This window comes from Stieleria magnilauensis (assembly GCA_007753675.1).
Classification (GTDB): Bacteria; Planctomycetota; Planctomycetia; order Pirellulales; family Pirellulaceae; genus Stieleria; species Stieleria magnilauensis.
The window spans coordinates 9,909,845-9,935,971 of the sequence record CP036432.1; the positions used below are offsets into that span (position 1 = coordinate 9,909,845).

General features: G+C 59.9%; 12 protein-coding genes. 2 read left to right on the forward strand and 10 right to left on the reverse strand.

Annotated elements, in window-relative coordinates; all coding sequences use genetic code 11:
* Positions 1 to 195 precede the first annotated feature (195 nt).
* On the reverse strand, positions 196 to 603 hold the full coding sequence (locus TBK1r_RS35405; protein ID WP_145220653.1) for a TraR/DksA family transcriptional regulator: 408 nt from the start codon (positions 601 to 603) through the stop codon (positions 196 to 198).
* 440 nt (positions 604 to 1,043) lie between these two features.
* Here TBK1r_RS35405 and TBK1r_RS35410 point away from each other — a divergent pair, with 440 nt between their 5' ends.
* Together TBK1r_RS35410 and hydA are read left to right on the forward strand one after the other, a co-directional pair.
* The gene (locus TBK1r_RS35410; RefSeq protein WP_145220655.1) at positions 1,044 to 5,114 is read left to right on the forward strand and encodes an FHA domain-containing protein; all 4,071 of its coding nucleotides are present in this window, start codon (positions 1,044 to 1,046) and stop codon (positions 5,112 to 5,114) included.
* A 69-nt stretch (positions 5,115 to 5,183) separates the two neighbouring features.
* The gene (hydA, locus tag TBK1r_RS35415) at positions 5,184 to 6,605 is read left to right on the forward strand and encodes a dihydropyrimidinase (protein WP_145220657.1); all 1,422 of its coding nucleotides are present in this window, start codon (positions 5,184 to 5,186) and stop codon (positions 6,603 to 6,605) included.
* A gap of 131 nt (positions 6,606 to 6,736) precedes the next feature.
* Here hydA and TBK1r_RS35420 read toward each other — a convergent pair whose 3' ends face one another.
* From TBK1r_RS35420 to TBK1r_RS35465, 9 genes are all read right to left on the reverse strand, one after another.
* Positions 6,737 to 7,309, reverse strand: coding sequence for a hypothetical protein (locus TBK1r_RS35420; protein WP_145220659.1), 573 nt, complete (start codon positions 7,307 to 7,309; stop codon positions 6,737 to 6,739).
* A gap of 361 nt (positions 7,310 to 7,670) precedes the next feature.
* The gene (locus TBK1r_RS35425; protein WP_145220661.1) at positions 7,671 to 9,554 is read right to left on the reverse strand and encodes a hypothetical protein; all 1,884 of its coding nucleotides are present in this window, start codon (positions 9,552 to 9,554) and stop codon (positions 7,671 to 7,673) included.
* Positions 9,547 to 13,257 (reverse strand): DUF5682 family protein, encoded by a 3,711-nt coding sequence (locus TBK1r_RS35430; protein ID WP_145220662.1) that lies wholly within the window; start codon positions 13,255 to 13,257, stop codon positions 9,547 to 9,549. Before TBK1r_RS35430 ends, TBK1r_RS35425 begins: the two co-directional genes overlap by 8 nt.
* 234 nt (positions 13,258 to 13,491) lie before the next feature.
* The gene (locus TBK1r_RS35435) at positions 13,492 to 14,658 is read right to left on the reverse strand and encodes an ATP-binding protein (RefSeq protein ID WP_145220664.1); all 1,167 of its coding nucleotides are present in this window, start codon (positions 14,656 to 14,658) and stop codon (positions 13,492 to 13,494) included.
* A 493-nt stretch (positions 14,659 to 15,151) separates the two neighbouring features.
* Positions 15,152 to 20,287, reverse strand: a complete 5,136-nt coding sequence (locus tag TBK1r_RS35440) for a DNA-binding protein (RefSeq protein WP_145220667.1) — start codon at positions 20,285 to 20,287, stop codon at positions 15,152 to 15,154.
* Complete coding sequence (locus TBK1r_RS35445) at positions 20,284 to 21,228, reverse strand: DUF4132 domain-containing protein (protein WP_419580711.1); 945 nt, start codon at positions 21,226 to 21,228, stop codon at positions 20,284 to 20,286. Before TBK1r_RS35445 ends, TBK1r_RS35440 begins: the two co-directional genes overlap by 4 nt.
* A gap of 204 nt (positions 21,229 to 21,432) precedes the next feature.
* A complete protein-coding gene (locus TBK1r_RS35455) occupies positions 21,433 to 22,674 on the reverse strand; it encodes a DUF1501 domain-containing protein (RefSeq protein WP_145220668.1) in 1,242 nt (413 codons plus the stop codon).
* A 14-nt stretch (positions 22,675 to 22,688) separates the two neighbouring features.
* Positions 22,689 to 24,056, reverse strand: a complete 1,368-nt coding sequence (locus tag TBK1r_RS35460) for a DUF1800 domain-containing protein (protein WP_145220670.1) — start codon at positions 24,054 to 24,056, stop codon at positions 22,689 to 22,691.
* A gap of 132 nt (positions 24,057 to 24,188) precedes the next feature.
* A complete protein-coding gene (locus tag TBK1r_RS35465; protein ID WP_145220673.1) occupies positions 24,189 to 25,967 on the reverse strand; it encodes a hypothetical protein in 1,779 nt (592 codons plus the stop codon).
* Between the last annotated feature and the right edge of the window lie 160 nt (positions 25,968 to 26,127).

Sequence of the window (26,127 nt, forward strand, 5' to 3'; positions counted from 1 at the left end):
TCGACGGGGAGGCGTCGCATTGTACGCATCGTCGTTTTGCGGCAAGGAACTTTTCGTCAGTCCGGTTCGCTATCCCTCGTCCGGCGAGAAGTCAGAATCGTCATCGCCCGCGCATCAAAAAACGGCCGAATGATTCGACTTTCATCGAAGCATCTCGGCCGTCACAGCAGGCCGCAATGGTCACAACCGATACGGTCAAGCCGTGTCGGCCTGGTAGGAATCAAACATCCGGCTCATCATCGCCGCCGGGTGGGACTTGCGTTTCTCGGCAAGTCGGTGACAACCGATACATTCTCGCGCGTACGGCACCGCACGAAGCCGCGTCAGTGGGATCGGCTTTTTACAACTCTCGCAGTCTCCGTACTTGCCTTCGTCCAACCGCTGGATCGCGGCATCGATCGCCTCCAACTCGCGCCCCTCGACCTCCAACAGCTGGCTGTTCAATTCGGCTTGCACCGTGTCGGCGACCGCATCGAGGACGTCGCCGGTCTTGGACGGTTTGCCCTGCAAGAGACTGAGGTCGCCGATGGCGGACCGAATCAATGCGTCGCGTCGTTTCAGGAGAGTCGCTCGCAATTTCTTAATTGAGTCTTTTCTTGCCATCGGATCACCTAAATCTCTATGTATGCCTGTCGGTCTTACGAGCCCTGCCAGCCTTTAGTTCCGCAATTCGCCTACCAATTGAACTGAAACTTGGCAACCACCGCTGTGAAATAGTAGAGGCGCCGCTCGTAAAGTCACCCTTGAAAGACAACGAATTTTCCCTTATGCCCCAGCAAGGGCGCCAGAGCAACCATTTTTGCGATATTCCGCAAATTTCGCTCGCTCCAAATCCGCTTTTGCGACGAGACAGTTTGCGTTGGGGTCCGCCCACCACCCTCAAGAGCCGCTTGGACGACCGTTGAGAACTGAAACCGCACAGATCAGGTGATTTTGGTTCACCCCAGCGACCGGTCTGTCCGAAACTCTGAAAACGGTCTTGTCTGTCGGCAACGACCCCATCCAGGCAATTTTGCAAGCAAAGACGCAAGGAACGTGTCGTGATGAACGACCAAAACGACGGCCCCTCGAGCCCCACCGATCTGCATCAGTCCAACCACGACATCAAGTTCGTGGCCTCGGCGGGACACCTGCGCGACGACGACTCCTCGCGGATCGGGATCATCCCTGACGCGTTGACCCAGACGCTGCCGCGGCTCGGCGGCCTGACCGCTGGCGGAGCGTCGCTGGAGGGATCGCGGTCGATTCCGGCGACGGGCCAGACGGCTTTGGAGTTCCGTGTGATTCGCCCCGGCGCTCCGGTCCGCAGGCTGCGACTGACCGGCAACCGCTACACCTTCGGCAGCGGCGAAGGGTGCTCGATCCGGCTGGATGATGAATCGCTTCGCCCCATGCACGCCGTCCTGCTGCGTGACGCACACCGAATTTTGATGCGCGCCTATTCGGTGCCGCTGGAATGCAACGGCAACCGGGTCACCGAATCGGTGCTTCGGCTGGGTGACATCATCCGCATGGGCCAGTATCGATTCGAGTTGCTTGCCGCACCGGAGGCGTCCGCACCGCGACACGCCGCGTTGGAAACCCGCGAATCGGTGTTGCACGAGCGGCTGACTCAGTTGAGCCAGCAGTGGCATGCGCGGCACGCCGAATGCGAAGTGCGCGAGAGCCGGTGCGATCAACGCGAGTCCGAATTACACGGCCGCGAAACGGAACTGTGGAGTCGCGCCGAATCCTTGCAGCACCGCGAAAGCCATCTGCTGGCCCAGGAAGCAGCCGTCCGCGAGATCCAAGAGACCTACGCGGCGACCCAGGAAGAACTGAAATCGCTGCGGATGCGAGAGATCGAGACCAGCGAGGCGCTGCAAGAAAAGGAAGCCGAGTTGCAGCACAAGAGTGACTTGTTGCGTGAGCGGCAAGCGGAACTCGAACGACGCCAGGCCGAATGGCAACAGCGTGAAGAGCAGTATGCCGAGCATGCCGCCGAGGCGCAGCGAAAGCTGGAACAAACTCAGCAACAGGCTCAATCGGCCAGCGATGCCGTCGGTCGGATGCGCGATGAGTTTTCGACGCTCAGCGAACAACTGACGGAACTGAGGGAACGACACAGCGAGTTGCAGGCCCGCGAGAAGCGTGAACAACAAGAGCACGAGCGGCTGCGGAGTGAACTGGAAGCGGCGCGTGACCAAGCGATCGACAGCGTTGCCGAAAGCGAAGCCAAACGCCAGGCGACCGAGAGCGAACTGGAGCGAGTGTCGGCGGATCTACAATCCACACGCGAAGAACTGGCCCGCATCCGTGAGGAGAGCAAACAGTGCCAGCATGAGTTGAGCGAGAAGCTGCGCGCGACCGGTCAGGAGCTTCAGGCGACGCGCGAAGACGCAGAACAATCGCGTCGGGCTGCCGAAGAAGAACAAGCGTACAACGAAAAACGGATCGCCGAACTCGAAGAACGACTCGCCAAGATTCAAGAGAATCGTGAAGAGAGCGAGCGGTCGACGGACGAGGAAATCGCCGCACTGCATCGCAAGCATGCGTCCGCCGAAGAGGCCCGGGCCGAGGCAGACGAAGCCCGTGCCCAAGCCGAGGCCGCTCGCCAAACCGCCGAAGCGGCCCGCACCGATGCCGAAGCCGTCGCCGAAGAACTGCGCGAGAACATTCGCCAGTTGCAAGAAAACGTCACCGAAGCGACGCAAGAAGCGTCCCAGTTGCGGATCGACCAAGAAGGCGCCAACGCGTCGATCCGACAGCTCGAATTGCTGGTCGACCAAACCAAAAACAATCAATCGGCGCAGCAAGAATCCTGGACGCAAGAATGCGACCAGCTGCGGCAGACGATCGAAGACCTGTCGATCCAACTGGCCGCGGCAAACGTCGAACTCGGCCAGCTTCAATCCGCCAACGAAGCGCTCTCCTACGAGCTGGCGCAATCCTCCTCCGGCGACGACGATCACGAAACGTCCAACCAGGCGGTGATCGATTCGGAACAGTTCCGGATCCTGGAACAGGAACTCGATTCGGCCCGCCAGGAAATCGAGCGGTTGCGAGAAACACACGCCGAAACCGTTTCGCGTTTGGAAACCGAGCGACAAGAAAGCGAGTCGGCGCTGCGTCACGAGATCGAACAACTGCGTGATGAAATCGCCTCGGCACAGCAAACCGCCGAAGCACATCTCCAGGGATTCGCTCAGGCAACCGACTTGGAACCGGCCAACAGCCCCAGTCCAGCAACGGAACAATTTGTCGAGTCGGGTGAAAATCGCTGGCGGTTGGAGTCCGAACAATCGGTCGAACAAAGCAGCCATCTGTACGAGGAACGGGGATACGAGGAAGGGTACGACGACGGCTCTCTCGAAGGCGGCGAATCAGAGCCGGTGAATTGGTCGCAAACCGAATCGCTTTCCGATGCGGCTGATCCCACGACCGACGACCCACAAGCCTCCGACCCCACCGCGGAAACACCGTCCGAAGGTCAAGCGGCAACCGATCAAAGCGTTTCCTGGCACGATGAATTGCCCGAGCAGGCGATCGATGGCGCGATCGATGAGATCGAACACAACGTCGAACAAGCCATCTCGGACTACGAAGCACCGCAGTCAGAATCGGCCTGGGCAGACCATCAAGACCATGGCCCCCAAGACCATGGCGATCAAGACCATGGCGACACCGATCCTTCGGCCGGCGACATGGCGGACGTCGACATCGCACACGACTTCTCGATTGAATCGACGACCGAACAAGAGTCGCCACTGGATTGGTCCGCCTTCATGCCCGGCGGCGATGTCCAGTCGTCTAGCGATGACGACACACAGTCACCCGAGCAGGTGCTCGATCAAGAACCCGAGCAGGTGCTCGATCAAGAACCCGAACAGGCCGAACCTGAACAGGCGGGCCTGGAAGCGAATGCATGGGACCAGTCATCGTGGCAGACCGATGCGGAGCAATCCGGTGAAGCCAACGACTATGAGGCGACGCAGCAGTGGGACGGTGTCACCGACGACGGGAACGACACCGCGTCATCCGGGCTGGATTCACTGCTTCACGGCGAAGAAGACGAAGCGGTCGCGGAAGACCAAACCGTCGAGGACGCTGAACCACCCGCCGGAAGCCTGGCGGCGATGCTGATCCGTGACTTGGCCGGCGACGACGAAGCACCGCAAGAACACAGCGATGCGAACGCAGACGAAGAAAACGCATACGATGAAAGCTCGTCTGACGATCACTCCTATCAGGACAACTCCTACGCCGACGATGTCTCCGCTGAATCAGCGGAATCCGAGGACTCCGTCGAGGAGGGCCATCATGCGACCTTTGTGATGGACAGCGAGATTGAGTTCTCCGCCGATGAATCCGATGGCGAATCCGACGCCTGGAGCCTGGAGTCTCCCCACCAGGACGAACCACTGGCAAACGACGCGACCGGTCTGGCGGAATCTTTCGATCAGCCGCAAGACGACCTCGACCGCGACGCCGCCGCAGAGGAATTCACGTCGCAGACCGCTCTGGTGTCCGAACACGACACCGTCGTGGCCGCCGACGACGGGCCGGAAGACGATTCGATCGAAGCCTACATGAGCCGTTTGTTGCAACGCGTTCAAGGCGAAGATCAACCGAAGCAGCCTGCTCCGCCAGCGCCGGCCAGCGTTCCCGTCGCCGAAACCGAACAAGACGATTCCGCGATCGAGTTGGACGAATCGGACGAAGCGGAGTTGGAACAGTCACATCCGGTCGAACCGTCGATCAAGGACAGCGTGCCGTTGGTTCCGCGTTCGCAAGCGCCGGAGTTATCGCGCAACCTTTCGGCGATGCGTGAATTGGCCAACCAGTCGGCCCGCAATGCCGTCTCGCGCAGCATTCGAATCCAGGCGCGTGACACCCAGATGAAAGCCGCACTCAAAGGCGGTTTGGCTCTCGGGTTCGCCACCATGGGGATCGCCGCCTTTATTTTCGTCACGTGGTCGGGGACAATCAAATTCGGATTGGTCGGCGCGTTCCTGGTGCTCGCCGGTGTGTTTGGGCAAGAAGGCTACGTGCTGGCGAGAGATGCCCGACGTCGTTTGGCGCTGGCGGACCAGCAAACCGCCGAAGAGGCCGACGACGACTTGGCTGACGAATAGTTCCCGACGGATCGCTTTTCCAATCGCTAAGATCTTTTCGGACCGAGCACGGCCGGGAGCATTCGTACGATGTCACTGTTGATCCAAAACGGCACGATCATCACCCCCGATCAGCGTTATGTCGCTGACATCTTGATCCAAGGCGAATCGATCTACCGGATCGCCCCCGTGATCGACACCTCGGACGTCGGCGATGTGGAGATCATCGACGCGGAGGGCAAGTATGTGTTTCCGGGTTTCATCGACCCACACGTCCACATCTACTTGCCGTTCATGGGGACCTACGCCAAGGACACGTACGACTCCGGCAGTCGTGCCGCACTGGTCGGCGGCACGACCACGCTGATCGAAATGTGCTGTCCGGCACGCGAAGACGACCCCTGGGATGCCTATCAGTTGTGGAAAGGTAAAGCGGAAGGCCTCTCGGCGTGCGACTACTCGTTTCACATGGGCGTCACTCGGTTTGACGAGACGACCGAGCCACTGCTGCGGCGCATCGTTGCCGATGGCGTCACGTCGTTCAAAGTTTTCCTGGCCTACAAAGGCGCGTTCGGTGTGAGTGACGAGGAACTCTATCGCACCTGTCGCTTGGCGAAGGATTTGGGCGTGGTGGTCACGGCACACTGCGAGAACGCCGACCTGGTCGCCCAGCTGCAAACGTCACTGGTGGCCGCGGGCAAGACCGGCCCGGAATTTCACGAACCCTCGCGTCCGGTCGCCGTGGAAGCCGAAGGGGTGCACCATTTCTGTACGTTCCTGAAGATGACCGGTGCGGCCGGCTACATCGTCCACACGTCCTGCCGGGACGCCGTCGAAGCGGCGCTGAAGTTTCAAGTCCAGGGCGTCGACGTGAACCTCGAAACCGTGATCCCGTACCTGGTACTCGACAAGACGTACGCCGAACGTCCGAACTTCGAAGGCGCCAAGTACGTGATGAGTCCCCCGATCCGCGATCTCTCACATCAAGATTACCTTTGGAATGCACTCCGGTCCGGCGTGATCTCCACCGTCGCCACCGATCATGCGCCGTTCGACTTTGTCGGCCAAAAGGAGATGGGCAAACCGCCCGAATCCGATTTCACCAAGATCCCCAACGGCATCCCATCGGTCGAGCATCGTCCCACGCTGCTGTATACCCACGGCGTTGCGACCGGCCGCATCGACTTGCACCGCTTCGTCGAATTGCTGTCGACGTCGGCGGCAAAGCAGTTCGGCATGTTCCCCCGCAAAGGAAGCATCCAACCGGGCTGCGACGCCGACTTGGTGATTTGGGATCCGGACTACCGAGGCACGATCTCGGCGGCCACACACACGATGAACACCGACTACGACGGATTCGAAGGCTTTCCGATCATCGGCCGCCCCGCCGTCGTCACCTGCCGCGGAAAAGTCTCCGTTCGCGACGGCCAGTTCACCGGCACCCTCGGTCACGGACGACAAGTCGCCCGGTCGACGAAAGGCAGCGACGTCGATTCAATGGCTACACCGTGACGCATCAGCGGCTGCAGCACTGAAGGTGATAGCGGAACGGCGCGAGCCGTCCGGTGTCAGCGTTGAAAACCGGAGGGCTCGCGCCCTGCCGCTAACAGATAACGGAAGACTCAAACCGTTCGCGTCGGCCCCTACAACCGCTCGTAGAACCCGCGCGGCTGATGATCCGGATGGGCGCGAAGAAATCGCACCAACTGGCCTGCGACCGTTTCGGTGTGCACCCGGTCACGTGAGCTGCCCACCAGCAGAATCACCCGTTCTCCGGCGACGTCCAATCGAATGAAATAGGTGGTTCGCACAGGACCATCGGGACTGCCATTGCGTGTGTTCTGCCAATCGACACTGTCGATGCGAATCGCCCGCACGTCCGCGACCGGGATTCGAGAAACCTCGGGGGCCAACCAGTGGAACACCGATCGATCGCTGCGGACCACGTCGGCTGCATCGAACCGTCCGACAAGCGTTTGCCGCTCGTACGACATCGCCACCACGATCGCAACACAAATCGTCGGAACCCCGAATTCAATCGCGATCTTCTGCCACTGAGATCGGGACCATTGGCCTCGACGCGTCCGATGCGCCGCCATCACGACGTACAACACGAGCAATCCGCCAACAAACAGCAGACTGAACGGCGCGTTGGAATAGTCGAAGACAATCCCTTCGGCGGACTGCGCGTATTGCTCGATCTTAAAAAAGCTCACGGGACGTCACATTCGACTCGGTTTGCGGGGGAACGCCGGCAGCCCCTTACCCAGGGCGGCGGCTTGAACTTCCGTGCGCAAGCTTATAGGCCGATCGCAACCCGGCGTCAAATCCGCCCCCATCATTCCGCCCCCATCATTCCGCCCCATCATTCCGCCCCCATCATTCCGCCCCCATCATTCCACCCCCATCATTCCGCCCCCATCATTCTGCCCCCATCATTCTGCCCCTATCATTCTGCCCCTATCATTCTGCCCCTATCATTCTGCCCCTATCGTTTTGCCCCCATCATTCTGCCCCGTATTATTCTGCCCCTATTATCCCTGTCCCCATCATTCTGCCATCCCTCCCGCATTCTTCTCACGACAACCAATCATTCCAAGCCTGCCGATGGTAGTCGGCACGAAACACGTTTTGATAACGATCGGTAGCGGCCAACAGGTGGCACAAGCCGGGCAGATCGTCTGCGCCCCCAGAGTCTGAAACTCTCGATTCGGTCGCCGCCGACGCCACGGCATCGGCAAGCCTTGCGGCGGTCGGCAACAATTGACGCTTCAACATTCGGATCATTCGACGATGCCCGCCGGAGGCCGGTGACGCGACGCTGCCGCGACCACCGAGGACCAGCGTCCGTTGCTGGCGCGCGAGTCCCGCCACGCCATCGACGCTGGGTTCCGCCTGTCCACGCGAATCGACGGTGGCAGCGAGCGCAGGACTGCCTGGCTCTGGATCGGTCCGCGAAAAGAAGTGCCGTTCCAATCGATCCAGCCCCAACTGGCAGACGTTCTGCCATGATTCAGGTAGCTCCAGTCTCGGATCGTCATCGGAACCCGCGCGGCACGCTTCAACGCGTATCGCAAGCGCATCAATCGATCCGGCCTGGTGGCGTCGGACACGCCCGATGACGAAAACGTTCAGTCCTGGGCTGCGGGCGACGAGTTCCAGGTTTTCACGATACGGCACCTGGTCGGTGTCCAACGCGATCCGCAGCCTCAACGGACGCGAAACACCATCCGCCTTGACCAACACGGCGTCTTCGTGCCGCCCGAGGACCTGACAGCGAAACGCGACGAAGTCTGGTTCCGCCGGAGCCGTCGGTCCGACCGATTCGTCCGTCGCAAAGAGCTGTTCGACCTGGTCGGCCAAGGATCGCCCGAAACGCGACGTCCACGCCGCTGATTCATCGATCGGCCGGTCGGTCTGTTTCCGCACGGCCCAGCGAGTCTTTGATCCTCGTCCCAGTCGCCGATCCGGCGATGCCGTCATGTTTTGAACGTCCACACTCGACCGGCAAAGCTGAAACGCAGAAATCGTCGTACCGCCCAATTCGATTCCTCCGCGATACGCTTGCGACGCCAAGTCGGCTTCTCCGGGGCGCACTTCGCTGACCTGATAAATCTTTCCGTCGTCCGCCATCATCGAAACACACACTCCCGCGTAGCCGGACCGCGTCACGATCGGTTCGGCCACCAGACTGACCAGCCGCGAAACGTCCACCGGTTCAAACGATCGACGGACCTGGCCGATCGTTTCAAGGTCGGCCACAGGTTGCCGGAGCACACGCCGTGCGATGACGACCGCGCGGGCGAGATCGCTTTGTAACTGCGAGACATCCGTGTTGCCCGATTGTGCCCGCAACCGCACCACGCCCTCGACAACACTCAGGACGGCCGACGATAAATGAACCAGTCCCGCGGCGCGGCATTGATGCGCCGCCCGCAACAGCGCCGATTGCAACACGACGCCACAGCGCCGAGCGCCGCTGCACAACATCAATTCGATCGCATCGAGACAGCGGCTGGCGGCGTCACGCATCGCAGCGTTGATTTCAATCACCGATGATTCGTCGCCAGGCTGCGATCCAGGCTGCGATCTAGGCTGCGATTCAGATGCTTGATTCGGAGCAGCTTCGTGATCCGAACGTGCCGCATCGGTCTCGATCGGCAAACAGCTGACACAAGCCAGCAGATGAAAACACTTCGGCGACAGCAAGCACGAACAAGAAACCTGTTGGAGTTGCGTCACGCGTTTCGACTCGCCATCCCATTCCAATCGCACGGTTTCGTCACCAGTGCTGATCGTCACGCAAGTCGCTTCGGCAGTCCAAGTCCAAGCGTGTGCGATCGCCGGATCTTTGTCCAAGCGTTTTCGCACGCGCGAAGGCGCCGAGTCGATCAAGTTGGCGAGCACGTCGGCGCGAACACTCAGTTGGCCGCAGATGCTGGGGCGATCCGACTCATCCATCGATCGAACCTCCGGCGACGTTGCCACGGATTTGATCGCCCACCCACTGTGCCAGTTTTTCGGGACTGACCGCGGCGACCGCCATCCCTGCCGACGCCATCATTTGTGCCAGCCCCTGGTGGAACCGGGCTTGGCCGGAATCATCCAGGGAAGCCAGCCCGATACAACGGACGCCCGAGTCGACCAGCGCCCGCACTTCGGCCAGCATCCCGGGAATCGAAACGCCTTCTTCAAAGTCGGTGACCAACACGACGATCGAACGCGACGGCACCTTGATGCCCGCGCGAGCTCCACGCAGACCGAGTCCGATATCGGTTCCGCCGCCGACATCGACTTCCAACAACAGTGCCAGCGGATCGTCGACTTGATCGCTCAAGTCGATCAGTTCGGTGCTGAAAGCAAGAAACCGCACGGACAACGCAGGCAAAGCGTCAAAGATCGCAGCAACCAGCGCGCTATACACCACCGACGCGGACATCGATGCCGAAACGTCGACGACGAACGTCACGTGCCAGTCCAATTCCCGTCGTGCCGGGGCGTTGAAGATCAATTGATCGGCGACGATCGTGGGACGGCCATCGGATCGACGCCGCCCGTTGGCCAAGTTGGCTCGAATCGTGCGTGATAGATTCAGCCGCCGCGATCGACGGCGAGTCGGTCTCGGCGTGGAAAGACCACTCAGCGCGGTCTGCAGACGGACCGCCAACTGCCGGGCAAGGTCATCGGTGATCTTTTGGGCAAGCTGTCGAAGCTTGGCCATGCGTGATTCCGGCATCGCGCCGGCCAACGAAAGAACTTGCTGCAGTAAATCAATCGACGGCGTGATGGAGTCGACGTCCAAGTGCCCGACCGCGGACGCGTTGCCTGACGCCGCGGCTTGTCCGAGCACCTCCTGGCAGACGTCGCCGCCGAACAACGCCTCTAAGTCGTCGGCCCACTGCGCGGTCGTCGGTTGCGGTGCCTCTTGTCCGCCGCTGCCACGCCGTTGCTGAAAATCACCGCGTGACCCCTCGCCGCGTCCTTTTCCGAACAATTGGTCCAACGACTGGGCGGCGATCGATGCGTTTCGCGAAGGGTTTTCCGGCGGCAAGCCGAAGATCAATCGCCAGCGATCGGCCATCTTGATTTCGTTGTCCGCGATCGATTCGGAACGCAATGGTTCGGCAGCCATGTCGACATCGGAGTCGTTTTGATCTGTCACGCCCTGGTCCGCTTCGCGAATGAAACGATCGACGCTGGGAAACGCTTCCGCGACGGACGCTGCCGCAACCAAGTCGGCGTGTCGCAAACGGGCGACGTGCAATGTGATCGCGTCGGCATCGCCGTCATTGGCCCAGTGCTGGTGATCGATGGCCGATCCGCGTTGGTCCAGTCCCTGCAATCGCAACTCCAGCAACCGTTGTCGGTCGGCCGGCGAAAACGGATCAAAGGCCCCCCGAAGTGCCGGCAATCGTGACAGAAACTCCGCGTCGGACAATTGACTCAAACCGGACTGGAACGGGTCCAGCCACAACGGATCGTTCTGCATGCGAGACAGCAAGATCTGCACGGCACCGGACAGTCCGTCGCGCAAGCGTGTCCGGCCGTCGCGATCGCCGGCACCATCCAACCAGCCGATCATCAACTGGCCCAACTCAGTCGCGTCCATCGCATCGAGCGCGCACAAACTGGCCGCCGCGGCGCCGCGCATGCGGTCGCTGCCGTGACGAATCGTTTGACGGCACCACGTCACCAGTTGCCGTCGCTGCCCCGCTGTCTCTGCTTGCCGCGATTGAGTCGTCTGAATCAACGCATGCAGATCCCCGCTGAACCACTGGATCAAGTCCGCCAGACAGACCACGTCTTCGATCGACGAACTGCCACGCAGCCCCTGCAGACGCTCCAAGCAGGCGCGCAACAATTCATCCGCTGAAACCCTCGCATCGGGCATCCGGTAAACCGGTACGATCGGGGGCGCCGCATCGGCCGGGTCGAGCGGCAACCCGGGCAGGTGCGACGCAGCGATCCGCACCATCAACGTGACGGCTTCGACCAGTTCCGAGATTGCGGCGGTTTGGCAAAACGTCTCGTCCAGCCGACACAACGCCTGCGTCGTCAACGTCTGCAGCCCGCATTCGCTGGCGATCCCCAATTGATCCAAGATCATTCTTGGCGACGTTTCGTTCGCCTCATCGGGACCGACTCGGCGACCGGCCCTGCGAACGATTTCTTCGGCAACCTGAGTCAGGGTGACACCGAATCGGGCGACACTTTCGATCGTCGCCGCCGTCGTCTGTTGCCACTCGACCCGCCAACGCTCGGTCAAGTTTTCACGGTTTCCCTGCGTCACCGTGTCGACTCGCTGGGCATACGGGATCCCAGCCGCCACCATCCGCCGTAGCACCACCGCGCGGGCCCGATCTTTGGGGCTGCGTAAGACGTCCAAGCGAAGCTCTTTTTCAGTTTCCGATCGCGTCGATTGAAATCGTCCGCGCTGCCGTTGCGGTTTCGCTTTGGCGGCTGCCTCTCGTCCCGGCAACCCCAGTTGCTCAAGCAGTTGATCGATCGAAACGGAAAGTCCGCAGCGTGGTGCGGACGGCGTGACCACTCCTGTCCGGTCCCCGATCAGCACATCACCGGCGGCTGCCGAGACGGCTCGACCACGCCCCATCACGTCGCCGTGGACCAAACAGGTTTGCAAGGATTCAACGAACTCGCCACGACCGGGAACCGCCAGTCCGCGCAGCCGCGCCAGGTCACGCATCATCCGCAGCGTTTCAGCGGCGTCCGGCGTTCCGGCGACATGGCCGAACTGACGCAAACGACGACAGACACCGGTGGCCAGCTCCACGGCGGCGTCTTCCATTTCCGCGTTCGATTTCGCTTGCACCATGTGTTGATGCCAGACGGGATCCAAGACGCCGGCCGGATAGCCGCTGCGTTCGTCGAGTTGTTCAAAAGAATACGGGATCAGAGAAACGCCGACCGATGACGTGTCGGATTCGATCGCGGCAAGTTCGGCTTGATCACGGTCGTGTGACGCGTCAACGACGGCGGGCAGCAAGACCGGCGCGTGAAAGGCGCCGACGATGGCCACCGTTTTCCCATTGCTCTCGCGGATCGCCTGACGCATCGCGGCTTCGCGAAGCAAATCGCGCGGCGAGGGTTCCTGATCATCCTGACGGACCGCCCAGCCGAACGTCAGCGCCGCGCGGCGGATGATTTCCGGGTCTGCATCACAACCGGGCGATTCCACCAACCGTTGCCACAGATCACCGACATCGCTGGCACCGACGCGTCGTTTTAATTGCGACAAAACGTCGACCGACTCGGTCGCCTGGCTCGATGGTGTCGGGTTGAGTTCCGATGCGGCAGACTTGGATTTGACCGACACCGAAAGATCGCAGGCACGGACGGGAACACCGTTGGCCGACGCCCAGCGGATCGCGGCAAACTCGGGTGAAAAATCGGCCAGCGGATAGAACATCATGCCGCCGTCGGGATCGACCGCGGAGATCGCGATCGGGGCCTGCGTTTGTGGATCGGCGATGTACTTTATCCAATCGGATAGATCCGACGGCAGCTCGATCAGGATCGCATCGGGCGCGAACCGATCCAACAGCACCGGCATCGCACGGGCCAGCATCGCCGAATGATGACGCACCCCGATCAACAACGGTTTGGTGCATTGATGCAACGCGGTGCAGCAGGCGATGGGGTCCATGGACTGTCTTTCAAGATTGGGGAATCAAGGGCCCGTAGGCTCGCGCCCAAAGCCACCTGTGTTGGCACCAAGCTGGGTGTTCTATGTTAGCGGTAGGGCGCGAGCCCTCCGGTCTTTCGAGGTGTTTGAACGCTGGGACCGGACGGCTCGCGCCGTTCCGCAAACTCCTTCAGGGTTTCGGCACGGCTACCGGACGGCTCGCGCCGTTCCGCAAACTCCTTCGGTCGCGTTGTTTCACATCGTTTCATCCAGCACGCCGCGCATTTCGCTCAGCTTTGTCCACAGCGGTTCACCGTTTTTTGCGCGGCGTTGGACGGGACCGTCCCAGTATCCGAGCAATCGTTCACGGTCTTTCGCGTCGTCTTTGAGCACGACACCCAGCAGGTGTCCGGGCATCCGCGAGACGGGATCGAATCCGGAAGGGAAGAAGGCGTTTTCGCGCATGATGGCGGTGGCCACCGCGACCGCTTCGGCGGTACTCATCACCGTGCTCGGCCGATTGACCTGCCAGCCTTCGTCGGTACGTCCGCTGCGAAGGTCGCGAAACACCGTGACCAGTAGCTCGATCAACGACTCATCAATCGGTTTGTCGCTGCCCGATTCATGCAGCAGCGCGGCGGCGCGGGAGGACACCAATTGGCATTCGCGTAGGGCATCGGAAATCGGCGCAATGGTTTCGAAATTGAATCGCCGTTTTAAGGCCGCCGACATTTCGGACACGCCGCGGTCGCGTAGATTGGCCGTCGCGATCAGCGAGAATCCGGGCGCGGCGAAGACACTGGAATCTTCGTCACCGAGTTCGGGCACCATCATGCGTCGTTCGCTCAAGATCGAGATCAACGCGTCTTGGACTTCGGGCAAACAACGTGTGACTTCTTCGAAGCGGACAATCTTTCCTTGCCGCATCGCTTGCATGACCGGCGACGGCACCAGTGCTTCGGGCGTCGGGCCGCGATCGAGCAACATGGCATAGTTCCAGCCGTAACGGATCTGGTCTTCGGTCGTGCCGGCGGTGCCTTGAACGGCCAGCGCACCGGTGCCGCTGATCGCGACGGCCAGCAATTCGCCGAGCATCGACTTGGCAGTGCCGGGTTCACCGACCAACATCAGCCCACGCTCGCCGGCCAGCGTGACGACGCAGCGTTGGATGATGTCGCGGGGTCCGACAAATTTTTCGCTGATCGCCAATGCGGTCGACTTTTTGGTGCCGACCTTTTGGCCGTCGGTGCCACAGATGAAATCGACGATCGAAGCCGGCGAGAGCAGCCAACCGTCGGGGCGAGGATTGGAATCCGCATCACGCATCACCGCCAGCTCCTCCGCATAGCGAATCTCCGCCGGCGGTGCTTGGATCTTTCGCGTCGGTGATGAAGCGGAGGCTGAAGTTTTCTTTTTTGCCATCGGCAGTTGAGGAGCAAATAGATGAAGTGAGAAATCAATCGCGTCGAGTGTACCAAATCGATTCCGGCCTTTGCTCCGCAGGGCGACGCCCTGAAAGCCAGTGCCTTGGGGCCCCGCAACCGCCACTGATGCTCGCTGGGAAGCTCCGGAACCTCGATCATGCGAGTATTTGAATCGGCCGCTGGATTAAAGTAAGAAGATTTCGGAGGTAAGAAAATGAATTCCGGCTGCAATCCATGGTTGTCCGCAATTTTCTTACCTCCAAAATCTTCCTACCCGCGATTCTTCAACATCCGAAGCAACAAAACAACTATCTCTATCTCGCCAAGGATTCGACCAGCCGAACGCAGTAGCGAGATTGGCAAACTGCAGACCGTGTTGGACACCGACGCGTATTTTGGATCTCCCTTTGCGGCACCCGGCGGCCGACACCGGTCATCCTGGGGCGCGCGTTTGCTACACACAACACTCAGCTGTGTGCACGACGGTAGCATCACCCTCCCAACGTCTCTTCATAACGCGGCGCGTCTCCCTCGGTGACGCGGTTGTATGCGAATTGAAACTGTGACGGGACGGGGCGTTTGCAAACCAACAACGCCGCATTGCCTCCCCGCAGTCGATCGGTTCCGTCGTGGCCGTACATCGAGAGCTTCCACGTTTCCACCGGTAGATTGGGAAGTTTGAGCGGTTCCCATCCGCCTGGCAAAAAGATGTCACGTCCCGCGCGGCTGCGTTTGGCGCTCACCACCAATTCCTTGTCGACCAATTCGGCCGCAGCCTTTTTGTATTCCGCAGGCTTCCAACCGTTCCATCCTTGAATGTTTTTGGACGTCGGATCCGGCAACGCCAAAATTTGCAGATACAACGTTGCGGCATGGTCACTGACGTCCTGGTCCTTTGCGACTTGGGCAACCAGCTCCGGCACAGAAACTCGTGGGTCCTGTTCCCAGGAACCGTCGGGAAGATCGCTGCCAAGGTTGGCGGCCATCAATTCGTCGGCAACGTCGGAGCGGAGTTCCAACACAAATCTGGCGAATTCCAACATCCCCGATCCATCGCCTTCGTAGTGAAACGTGATCTTCCCTGCCGCGGCGAGCATCGCGATGTCATCCGTCGTGTGTAGTTTTGACGTGCGGAAATGCAGCCGACAAACGGGCGGATAGAGGGCACCTACGATCAATCCGCCGTCAAACTCATAATGCCCGTCCTTCTTTCGTTGGCAGGGTGCAATCAGTTTGGAAAACTGGTCGACGGTCGCTTCAACATCCACTTGATTGTCGCCGTACCAATTCTTTGCCGTGTAGGTCGCCCCGAACGGCAGCGTGGTCGAAGGATCATCCAACCAGGCTCGCGTCGCTTGGATCAATTCGGGAATCTTGCGTCGTGCGGGATCGCCAAATGGCGTCGCATAATTGATCCAGCCCACGGCATCCAACAACTGGGGCAAGACCTTCTGCAAGTCGAGTGGAGGTTCGGGGGTGTACGTGGCATCGAGGATGTGTTGCTGATGCCGCTTGGATTGCGACGAATACTGAAACGTCGTCTTGCGACGCTCCAAAACTTTCGACCCTTGGGGATCGGAAAGCAAACCCAAGAACGCTTTTCGGTCCAATCTTGGATAGCCGAATCCGACGTGCTCCAACGGCGCCGCCGCTTCAGGGGGAAGCGTCACCGATGATTCGCGACGCTTTTTCCAAGCGGCAACCATCCGGGCAAATGCTTCGTTCTTGCCATCGCCGATCGCACCCGCGGGATCGTCCAACAGGCCGGTGGACATCAACGACATCGGCAACGCCTCCCCGTCGAGCCCCGAGATAGCCGCTTTGATTTCGTTGAGCTTCCAACCGTAGTGCGACCGTAGTTCCTTGGTCAACTTCTCTTGGCCGTAGCGGTTGGTCCGCAGATCCGCCATCCACGCCAATCCAACTTGGACGGGTGACGCGCCCAGCTGTCCGGCGGCATCGGCGAGCAACTCGGCATCCACCAGCGGCAGCGTTTCCAGCTTGCGGACCGCCTCGACAAATTGGTTGACTTGCTTCGATCCCCAGGTGCGTTTGACCTCGATGGTCTCCAGAATCGAATAGGGCTCGGGCGGCTTCGGCGTGCCGGATTCGATGTATTCCAGCACGTGAATCTCCTCGGTTCCGTAACCTCCGTACGAATACGCGAGGTAGCGATGTTTTCCATCGGTAAATGCGACGGCTTTGTCACGGGCCGGCGCGTAAGGTTTGTTCTTGTCCAGCTTGGCGTCGGCTTCGGAAAACCCCTTGGCGATGTAGTAGACGAATTTGCCTTTCCAATCCAGGATGCCGCGTTTGGCCAAGTACGCGAGTCCCTGGAGGCCCAAACTGTCTTCGAAGCGAGACTTGGCCGGGGCATTCTCAGTCGCTTCGGTATCGGCCCCCACCGTGGACTGTGTCCAAAACCATTTCCAGGCCGCCGAGCAGGGATCGTCGATCGCGGAAACCCAGTCGGGATTGCCGCCGGGAATCTTTTGTTGGTTGCCGGTTTCCAGAAAGTTCGTGGCAACCTCGATGTGAGCTTTGGACGCGTTTGATGCCCCATAACGATAGATCCCCGGACGGTCTGAGCCGGGCCAAGTGTAGATCAGATCCGCGACGCCGGCTGCCGAGGGCGCGAACTCCGGCTTTTCGTTTGCCTCCGTCGGCGTTTCCTTTTCTTTAGGTGGTTCCGTGATCCGATCCAAAAAGCCACCCAGCGAGGCTTGTTCAGCCGCCATGATGCTGATGATTTTCCCCAGTCCTTTCTGCAACCGCGGCGGGGCGTCGGGCAACCATTTCGCGACCGCTTCGGCAACGGCATTGCGGTCGGGATCCGTCTCGGCTTCTTCCTTTTTCTTTCGCAACGCTTGATGCTGAGCCTTTCCGGCGTCGAGAAACAACTTGCATTGCTTGACCGAGATTTTGCGCAGCTTGGCCGACGCCTGCTTTGAACGAACGGTGTAGTGGTGAAAGAACCGATACGACAGATGCATCGGCTGGCCCAAGTGATAACGGTTCGATCTCTCTTGCATCAGCGCGATGCCGATTCCCGTTTCGCTGTCGATGACGAGTCCGTCAGCGGTGATGATCCAGTGATGTTTCGATTCGGGTTTGTCCATGATCGCAAGGGGGATCCTGGCGTCTTCGAACCCGTGCGGGTCTTTCTCCAGCGTGCATGTGCGGCCGTCGATACCGCGCCCGATCGCGCTGCCGTCACGCGTGGTCAGAACACTCCAACCGAGCATGCCGTCGGCGATCCCCAACGGCGACGCGTCCATGCCGTCGGGCGCCGGCATCAGGAAACAATGCTGCCAGTGAACGGTGTTGCTTGAGGAGAGATCTTTTTCAAACCAGTCCGGCACGCTCTCGCGGATCTTTTTTCCGCTGACCGGATCCAGTTCGACCAGCGACGTCGTGCCGATCATTTCCCCAGAGTCTGCGTGATAGTGGTACTGTGTGGGATCGGTTTTTTGGATCCAGCAACGCCCACCGTCGCTCAACCAGTGCGCCCACGTCGGCAATTTCGTATCGCCCGGCTTGAGCATTCGGCTGCCAAAGAACACCCCGTCTTGAAACGGCATCCAGAATCCTGGAGGCGAATACCAGTAACCGCCGTCGAGTTTTTTGACGTCACCGGGGTCGCTGAGCCAACAGATCTTGCCTTCGTAGTTGGAAGTATCCCGGAAGACCACTGCGGTGTCGTTTCCGACCGGCAGAACCGCCTGGGGCTCGGTGGACTTGGTGAACGTAAACTCCGCGCGGACCCGGTGACCGGCGGGGCCGAATTCATCGATCTTTCCATCGCGGGCGAAAATCAACGTGGGAAACGATTCATAAAACGAATCGTTTCGTCGCCGGCTCTTGATCACCGGCAACCGACTCTCGTCGTCGGCCTCATCGAGCGGTTGCCAACCGTATTCATCCAAAATGCCGCCGACCAACGTGCGTCGAAGCGTGCCGACCAGATCCAGTTTCCTCAGTCGCTTCAGAACGACGGGAAACCGCTCGAGCGTGCTGCGTCCGATGGCCGAACGAATTTGATTCAACGTGACTTCGAAATCCGCCAGCCCGCCGCTTTCCAAAATCGACAGCTTGTGATCCAAAAATTCCCACCAGATGTCTTTGAGCGCATCGTGCCCGGCGGCGGCTTGATCGAATCGACGCCCGCCGTGTCCGTACTGGTCACCATACCGCCGCGAGGATTGGTCGCGGCAGATCAGGTTTGGAATCATGTTGCGCACCCGCGATGCGAAACGTTCATCGTCCAAAACATGAACGAGTGATGAGTTGCGGCGGGGATGGTCGACATCGGACTGCATCCAACCGCCGAACCCGATCCCGGTCCCTTGGGGAATGTCGGCCAACGGGATTTCCAAATCCAAACAGGCTTCGATGACATCGACGTCGGCCGGCACGGACGCCCAGCCTTGTGACTTGCCTAACTGCAACGGGATCGCGTCTTGACGGAGCGCCGCGGCGGCCGATTCAAGCAAGTCGAAAAAGCGTTTCGGCGGAGGGGTGCTTGCCAACGAAAGTCGGCCGAACCAGCCCGCTCGTCCGCCGGGGATTTCGACGTCGGCAGGAAACTTGTCCGCTGGCAACGCGAGCAACCGCAGCACGTTCCACTTTTCAAGTTGATCGATCCATTTCCAAGCCGTGGACTCGGAGTAGTAGTTGGATTCGCAATTGGTATGAACCAGTAACCAAACGCCGAAGGAATCGGATTGCTTGACCAGCTGTGCGATCCGCTTGCTGACCGAGGACCAAAATTGCTGGGGGGCCCGCGACATCGACGGCGCGGAAATGATCTCCTTCAACAACCGATCGATTTCCGCATCGGGATCCTTGCCCGCCAGCTTTGCCAGCCGAATCAAATCTTTGGCCGCACCGGCCATCGGCGGCATGCCACCGAGCGTCCGCCGCACGAGCAAGTCGCGAAACGTTTCAAAAGCTTCCTCCGGTTCGAATTGATTCTCCAAGTCTTTGGTGTATTCGCCGAGTGCTTTCCCGGACAAGCAACCGCTGAGGGCGAATTCCAATACGGCATCACGTCGTCGTTCGCGATCGACGTCGAGCGCGTGGACACGTTCGGCTTCGAGTGCTTTGCCGAGTCCGCGTCCGGCGTACGTCTGGTTGCCGAGTTCTTTGAAGATTCTGGCGGCCTCTTCCCAGAACGGCGGCAGAAAATGTCGGACCGATCGATTCAATTCCTCGGCCATTTCGGAGAACGCGTCCCAGGCGTGGCCGGGTTTCGACTTCGCCTTGCGGGCCGCGGCTTTGATCCGTTTGACCAACACCAACGCGTCCTTGGCGTTTTCCGGATGCGTGATCAAAGCCCAGCTGGCGAACCCCAGCGCCCGTCGACCTTGAATCGCCAGCGGTTTGCTTTCGCCAGCCGATTGAAGCCCCAGAAACTCCATCGCCAAGTCTTCGGCCGGTCCCAGACGTTCGGCGCCCAGACGCACGATTTTTCGGTCACCGAGCACCTGGCCGGTGTAGGTTCGCGCGACGACTTTTTCGGAGCTTTTGGGGTCGACCTTGGACTTGATCGGCAACATGCCGCCGGCGACCAACTGAGCCTCCAGAGCTTTCTTTGATTTGCCGGGTTTCTTCGTCGCAACACTCATTGGTCTTCCTCCGTGGCATCGACTTTGCGTTTGGCGTAGATCTCCGAGGCCATGCGAACGCCTTCGCTGAACGTGACCGGACCGATCGAATTGATTTTCTGCGGCTGCTGACTCTCGTCGACGAACACCAATCCGCCTGTCCATGTTGGTGATTCGGGGTATTCGTCCCCGATGAAATACCGAGCCTCGATCAGGGCGTTGCTTTCCCAGATCCGGCACGTCGCGTAGCCTCCGCGAACGGGATAGCCCAAGCGGCGACAGTGGGACGTGGCGAAATTCAATTGTTCGAAGTGGCCACCGGAAAAATCATTGATGGACGTCAGATCCAGCTGCTCTTGAGTCGGTTGATGAATCGGGCGATAGAGCTGGTCGATCGCTTGTCGGATGCCCAGGTCCCCGGCCAACTCACGCAATTCTTCCAAGTCACCGATCAGGATCGGGTGCGGCACGCCGAACGAATCGGTTTTGATCCACTGGGTTTCGCCGTCCAGATCGATGACGCCCAGTCCGCGTTTCGCGTCGACGTCTTTCAGCAGCCCGGCGTTTTCGAGATCGAAGGCTCCACCGGCAGCGACGGGCACGACCACCATGTTTTCGATGCAGTCTCGCCAAGCCGAATCCGCCCAGATTTCCGTCACCACGGCGCGTGGGATCGACAGCGATCGCAACATCCAGCGCTCGACGGTGTGCAGACATTCCAGCTCGTGTTCGGCCAGCCAATCGGCCAGAGCGAGCAACGACTCGGCCGTTTCCGTTTCTTTGAGCCACTTGGGGACCGACGCGAGTGATTTGCCTTTGGGATTTTGACAAACCAGTTTTCCCGCCCGAAGCCCCAACTTGTAATCTCGCTCGGCATCCACCCAAGCGTCTTCCTGTTGGACCGTTGACACCATCTCTTCCCTCCGCTGCATCCAAACCCCGCCCCATTTGTCTGACGTCACGCCGCCGGGGGATATTGTGCCACATCGGCGACAGGATTTGTTGCGTGGTCGCGCATCGCGTCAGCAGAAGTTGATAGCGGAACGGCGCGAGCCGTCCGGTGTCAGCATTGAAAGACCGGAGGGCTCGCGCCCTACCGCTAACAAAAGACACTCCGTTTGTCATAGCTGCGGTCACACGGACGCTGACTTAAAACCGAGAATCGGTCACGACTTCGCAAACAGCGGCAGGGTTTCATAGTGACCGCGGAGGACTTGGTCGGGGTCGGTCCCGAGCCAGTCCTTCAACACTGATGCGTAGACGCTGCGGAAGTCGACGCTGTGTTTCAAGTCGCCTTGTTCCAGATCGTCCAGACGCGGCGGATCGCCGATCAACCCCGCGTTCAGCCCGCCGCCGCATAGAAACATCGGCCCGGCCGCGCCGTGATCGGTTCCCGCGCTGGCATTCTCAGCCACCCGTCGACCGAATTCGCTGAACGTCATCACACAGACGCGATCGCTGTGATCCCGAGCCTTCATGTCACCCAGAAACGCCGAAACCGCATCACTCCACTGACGCAGCAAAATGGCATGCGTGTCGCCTTGCTGGGCGTGCGTGTCGAAGCCGTCCAGTTGCAAGTAATAAACCCGTGTCCTCATCCCGGCGCTGATCAGTTGAGCCACCAACCGCAATTGCTCTCCCAGTTGCGACTGGGGATAGTCGATGTCGCTCTGATAGTCCTGGGCCGCCGCGGTGACGCGTTGGCTGGCGGAGATCGCGCCTTGGGTGCTGGACTGCAAAAAGCCCAGCAAGTCGTCATCAGACTGCTCGATTGCAGGTGTCAGCGGCGTATTGAGCAGCCGACGCAACGCCGCCGAATCCGAACCGCGCAGCTGAAATGCTTCGAGTTGTTTCACCGTCGGCACACGGATCGTTTCCGAGGCGAGCGCGAAGGGTTGTTGCTGCTGACCAAGATGCAAGGCGGGCACATCACCGCCGTCGGCGCCGGTGAATTGTTCCAGGGCGCGTCCGATCCAGCCATCGGTGCGAGGCTGACCCTTGCGGACACAGCTGTGCCAAATATCCATCGATTCGAAATGGGACCGATTGGGGTTCTCATAGCCGACGCCTTGGACCACGGCGACCTGTCCGTCTTCGAGCAAGTCCTTCATCCCACGCAGCGACGGATGAAAACCGACATGGTCATCGATCGCCAGTACCTCGGATCGGGGCACGGCCAACGTCGTTCGAGCGGCACGGTAGGCGTCGTCGGCGTAAGGGATCACCGTGTTCAGCCCGTCGTTGCCGCCGGTGAGCTGGACGACGACCAGAATCCGATCTTCGTCGGAGCTCGCCGACTCCGCCGCTTGCAAAAAGCAGTTCGGCAGCGACGACCCGATCCCGATCGCCAGCGCACCGCCCCCGGAAGCGTGAAGGAAACGACGTCGATTGGTGGGCTGATGAAACATCGAAATGACCGTTTTCAGGCGAGTTGAAATTCGGGGAGTGAGCAGACGGCGTGAAGCAGTCGGCGATACGTCTTTTCGTGATCCTTGCCGAGCGAATCAAATTGCGACGTCAGCTGTCGACGGGTCGCCGGGTTGATCGGCACCGCCATCAGACAGCGTTCAAAATGGTCGATCGCATGATCGACGTCGTGGATGCCATGGTCGGCCAAAGACTGCGTCAGCGACTGCCCCTCAAATTTTGTGTCTTCATTGGACAGAATCGCTTCGAACAAGTTGGCCCGCCCGAGCACGGTCGACGAATTGATCCAGGCCCGGCCTCCGTCCCAGCCTTTGACATTGGGCGGATAGAACAAGCCTTGGCCGATATCGCGTAACCCACGTGCGACCAGCTGGCTGTTGGTCGTTCCATTCAAACCGCGCAACATCCCGACCACCAGTTCGACCGGCGACTTGATTTTCCTGGCACGGGCGTGTGACGAATAGAACAAATTGCTCGAGAGCATCTGCTTGAGCACCGGAGCGATCTGCAGGTTGTTCTCGCGCATCGTCGTCGCCGGGATCTCAATCAGATCGTCGGTCAGCTCCAGTTCATCGGCGAGGAAGTACCGCGCGAGTTTCCGGCAGATGAAACGCGGCATGTCGTCACGTCCGACGACGATTGCGACGGCCTGCTCGCCGTCAAACGCGCCGCGTTGCCCCAGAATCGACTTCTCGCCGGCATCGTGTTGATAACGGTTCTTGCGAAATCGATCGCGACGGATTTCCCAACCGGTGAAACAACGTGCCAGTTCGACGACGTCGGTTTCGCTGTAATGCCCTTCCCCGAGACAAAACAATTCCATCAGCTCGCGGGCGAAGTTTTCGTTGGGATGCGACTTTCGATTCGACGTTGAATCCAAATAGATCAACATCGCCGGGTCCTTGGCGATCGCTTGGGTCAACGCTTGAAAGTCACCGAGGGCGTGTCGACGCAGCAGCTGATTTTGCCGCCACATCATCGCCGCATCCTTGACCTTGTCGGCGCCGGTGGCGAAATGGCCATGCCAGAACAGTGTTGTTTTTTCCAGCAACTGAGCCGGCGTGAACAGCAACCGATAAACCCAAGCGGCCGACAACTTCATCGGATCGCCGCCCGCCAACAGGGTTTGGGCGAGCGAATCCGCGACGGCGCGAAAGTCGGACGTTTCCAGATTAATCGCGATCAATTCGTCCACCACGTCATGGGGACTTTTGGCAACCGCTTCGTCCAACAGTTGCAGGTCGGCACCAAAGCCGGCGCGACGATACAGGTGCGCCGCCAGCGAGCGATCCCAGGGCTGGGTGTCGCTCGGCGTAAAGGGTTGCCAGGCCCAGCCGGGATCGATTTTTGTGTCGACAGCCATGCTATGTCGGTGGTGATTGAGGGGGTAAGAAAATTTTGGAGGTAAGAAAATTAGGTTGGTGATCGTTCATTGAAGCGTCCCTTCTTCCATTTCCCTACCTCCAAAATCTTCCTACCCAAACTCCTGCTTCGGCTACTTCGATTGCAGTTGCACTTCTGTCGTCAATTTCAATTGGCCGTCGTCCACGTCCAACTCCACCGTCACATCCTTGAACAGCGCAAGGATGTCGAACAGGACATCGATTTCGGCGTTGGCCTGATCCGGACCGTGCCCTTTCTCCAACATGTTTTGCGCGACGAGCTGCTGCTTGTTGTCACGAAGGGTATCGGCCAACGCGTCGGCATTGAGAACCGCAACGGTATTGGGCTGCTTCACCTTCGATTCCGATGGCGCGGATAACCCAATGAGTGTGCGTGCCAGCTGGGTGCTGCTGGAGACGATCATCCGTTCGCCGGCAAAGGCGAGGGTGGGCGAAAAGTTGTAGTTGATCGGCACGGCAGCCAATGGGTCTTCCTCGCGCGGCGGGACGTAGGTGGCGGTGAGCAGGGTTGCCGAATCGGTTTGCTCGAAGTCCTGATCCAATTGGGGCTGCCCTTGCATCGCGCCGACCACGTTGATGAACCCGACGAGGTTCTGGAACACTCGGCGAAATTCCCGTGTGGTTTCTTCCGGGGTCCGCATCGTGAACTGCATCGCAAAGGCGGGCAACTTGATCGCCGGTTGTGGTGACGCGGCATCAAAGGATTGTCGCTGGACGACCAACTGGATCCCGGGCCGCAACGACCCCAAAATGTCTTCACCGAAATCGCGGTTGGAGAAGAACGTGGTCAGGTTCGTGTCCGCCTGGGCAAGATCTTCGTTCGCCTTGTCCGTCATCAGGTCCGGTGCGCGCAACCACATTTGCGAGAGGTCGCGGTGGGTGCTGATCGCCAAAAGCTGATGGGGAACTTGGAGCAGCGGTGGTGCCGACGCGGCCGAGTCTTCGCCAAAAAAGTACTCGCGGCCGGTCTCCCATTCGCTCTGGTGGGGAGTCGCCAGGGTCAGCCGGACGCCGGAAGGATCGATATCCAACGTCGCGACGGCCGAAGGCGTGTGGGCCAGGTTGGCGACGATCCCGCCGAACAGCGCTTCGGCGGCGACGTTCTCGGTCTTGCCGGCGTACAGTTTTGGCGCGACCCCGGCGTCGCGAATGGTTTCCACATCGACATAGGCTTTCATCGACGCGTCGCCGGCACCGGCCATCGCCGCCGTAAACGAATCGGACGCGGCGAGTGAATGCTTGTCGCCATCAAGATAACGATCGATGATCGATTTCCCCAACTCGGGTTTGTTGGTCATCAGGAACCAGTGGTCGACCAGCGCCAGCTTGATGTTGTCGTTGAGCGCGTAGGCGGTGAAGCCTCGATAATCGGCTTGACGGGCGATGCCAAAGTTCCCTTGGCCGAGTTGCGACAGGGCCAGGACGACGCCGCGAAAACGTTCCAGCTGTTCGCGGCTGGAGGACTGGATGAGCAGCGCGGCACCTTGAGTCGGGGCGTCGAACGCCAGGTGAATCCCGCCGTCGGTCAACACAGTGAGGGCTTCATCCCAAGGACGCCCCATGCCGCCCTCGAACGCCGCGATTCCGTCACGCAGCGGTCGCACTTGATCCGAACTGCCGATCGCTCGGACGGCGGGCATGTCTTGGATCGACTGACGGAGCGGGTGATCGGCGACCAGCTCGATGACGTCGCCCAGACGTGGCACTTCGACGTATGCGACGACGCTGGCGGGCAACAATTCGGCCGCGGTTCGCCGATCGCCCTGTTTCGCATCTTCCGCCAAGGTGGGACTGGCCAAGAAGACCGACAACGCAAACACGGCGAGAGACCGATTCGAACACCGAAAGGGCGACAATGCTTGGACGGTCATCGGACGATTCCTGGATGGCAAAAGAAAGAGGTGATCGATCAGCATATTCGGTGATTCGAGCGGCCAGAGAGAATCTTGCGTAACCGATTGTACCATTGCGACCGGGGCGCACTCCAACAGAGCAAACATGCCTGGTAACGCTGTGGAGTGTTTTTTAGCG

Excerpts from the sequence above, each read along its gene's own strand:
- TBK1r_RS35405 (WP_145220653.1), bottom strand. The coding sequence starts at position 603 with ATGGCAAGAAAAGACTCAATTAAGAAATTGCGAGCGACTCTCCTGAAA.
- TBK1r_RS35410 (WP_145220655.1), top strand. The coding sequence starts at position 1,044 with ATGAACGACCAAAACGACGGCCCCTCGAGCCCCACCGATCTGCATCAG.
- hydA (WP_145220657.1), top strand. The coding sequence starts at position 5,184 with ATGTCACTGTTGATCCAAAACGGCACGATCATCACCCCCGATCAGCGT.
- TBK1r_RS35425 (WP_145220661.1), bottom strand. The coding sequence starts at position 9,554 with ATGGATGAGTCGGATCGCCCCAGCATCTGCGGCCAACTGAGTGTTCGC.
- TBK1r_RS35430 (WP_145220662.1), bottom strand. The coding sequence starts at position 13,257 with ATGGACCCCATCGCCTGCTGCACCGCGTTGCATCAATGCACCAAACCG.
- TBK1r_RS35435 (WP_145220664.1), bottom strand. The coding sequence starts at position 14,658 with ATGGCAAAAAAGAAAACTTCAGCCTCCGCTTCATCACCGACGCGAAAG.
- TBK1r_RS35440 (WP_145220667.1), bottom strand. The coding sequence starts at position 20,287 with ATGAGTGTTGCGACGAAGAAACCCGGCAAATCAAAGAAAGCTCTGGAG.
- TBK1r_RS35455 (WP_145220668.1), bottom strand. The coding sequence starts at position 22,674 with ATGTTTCATCAGCCCACCAATCGACGTCGTTTCCTTCACGCTTCCGGG.
- TBK1r_RS35460 (WP_145220670.1), bottom strand. The coding sequence starts at position 24,056 with ATGGCTGTCGACACAAAAATCGATCCCGGCTGGGCCTGGCAACCCTTT.
- TBK1r_RS35465 (WP_145220673.1), bottom strand. The coding sequence starts at position 25,967 with ATGACCGTCCAAGCATTGTCGCCCTTTCGGTGTTCGAATCGGTCTCTC.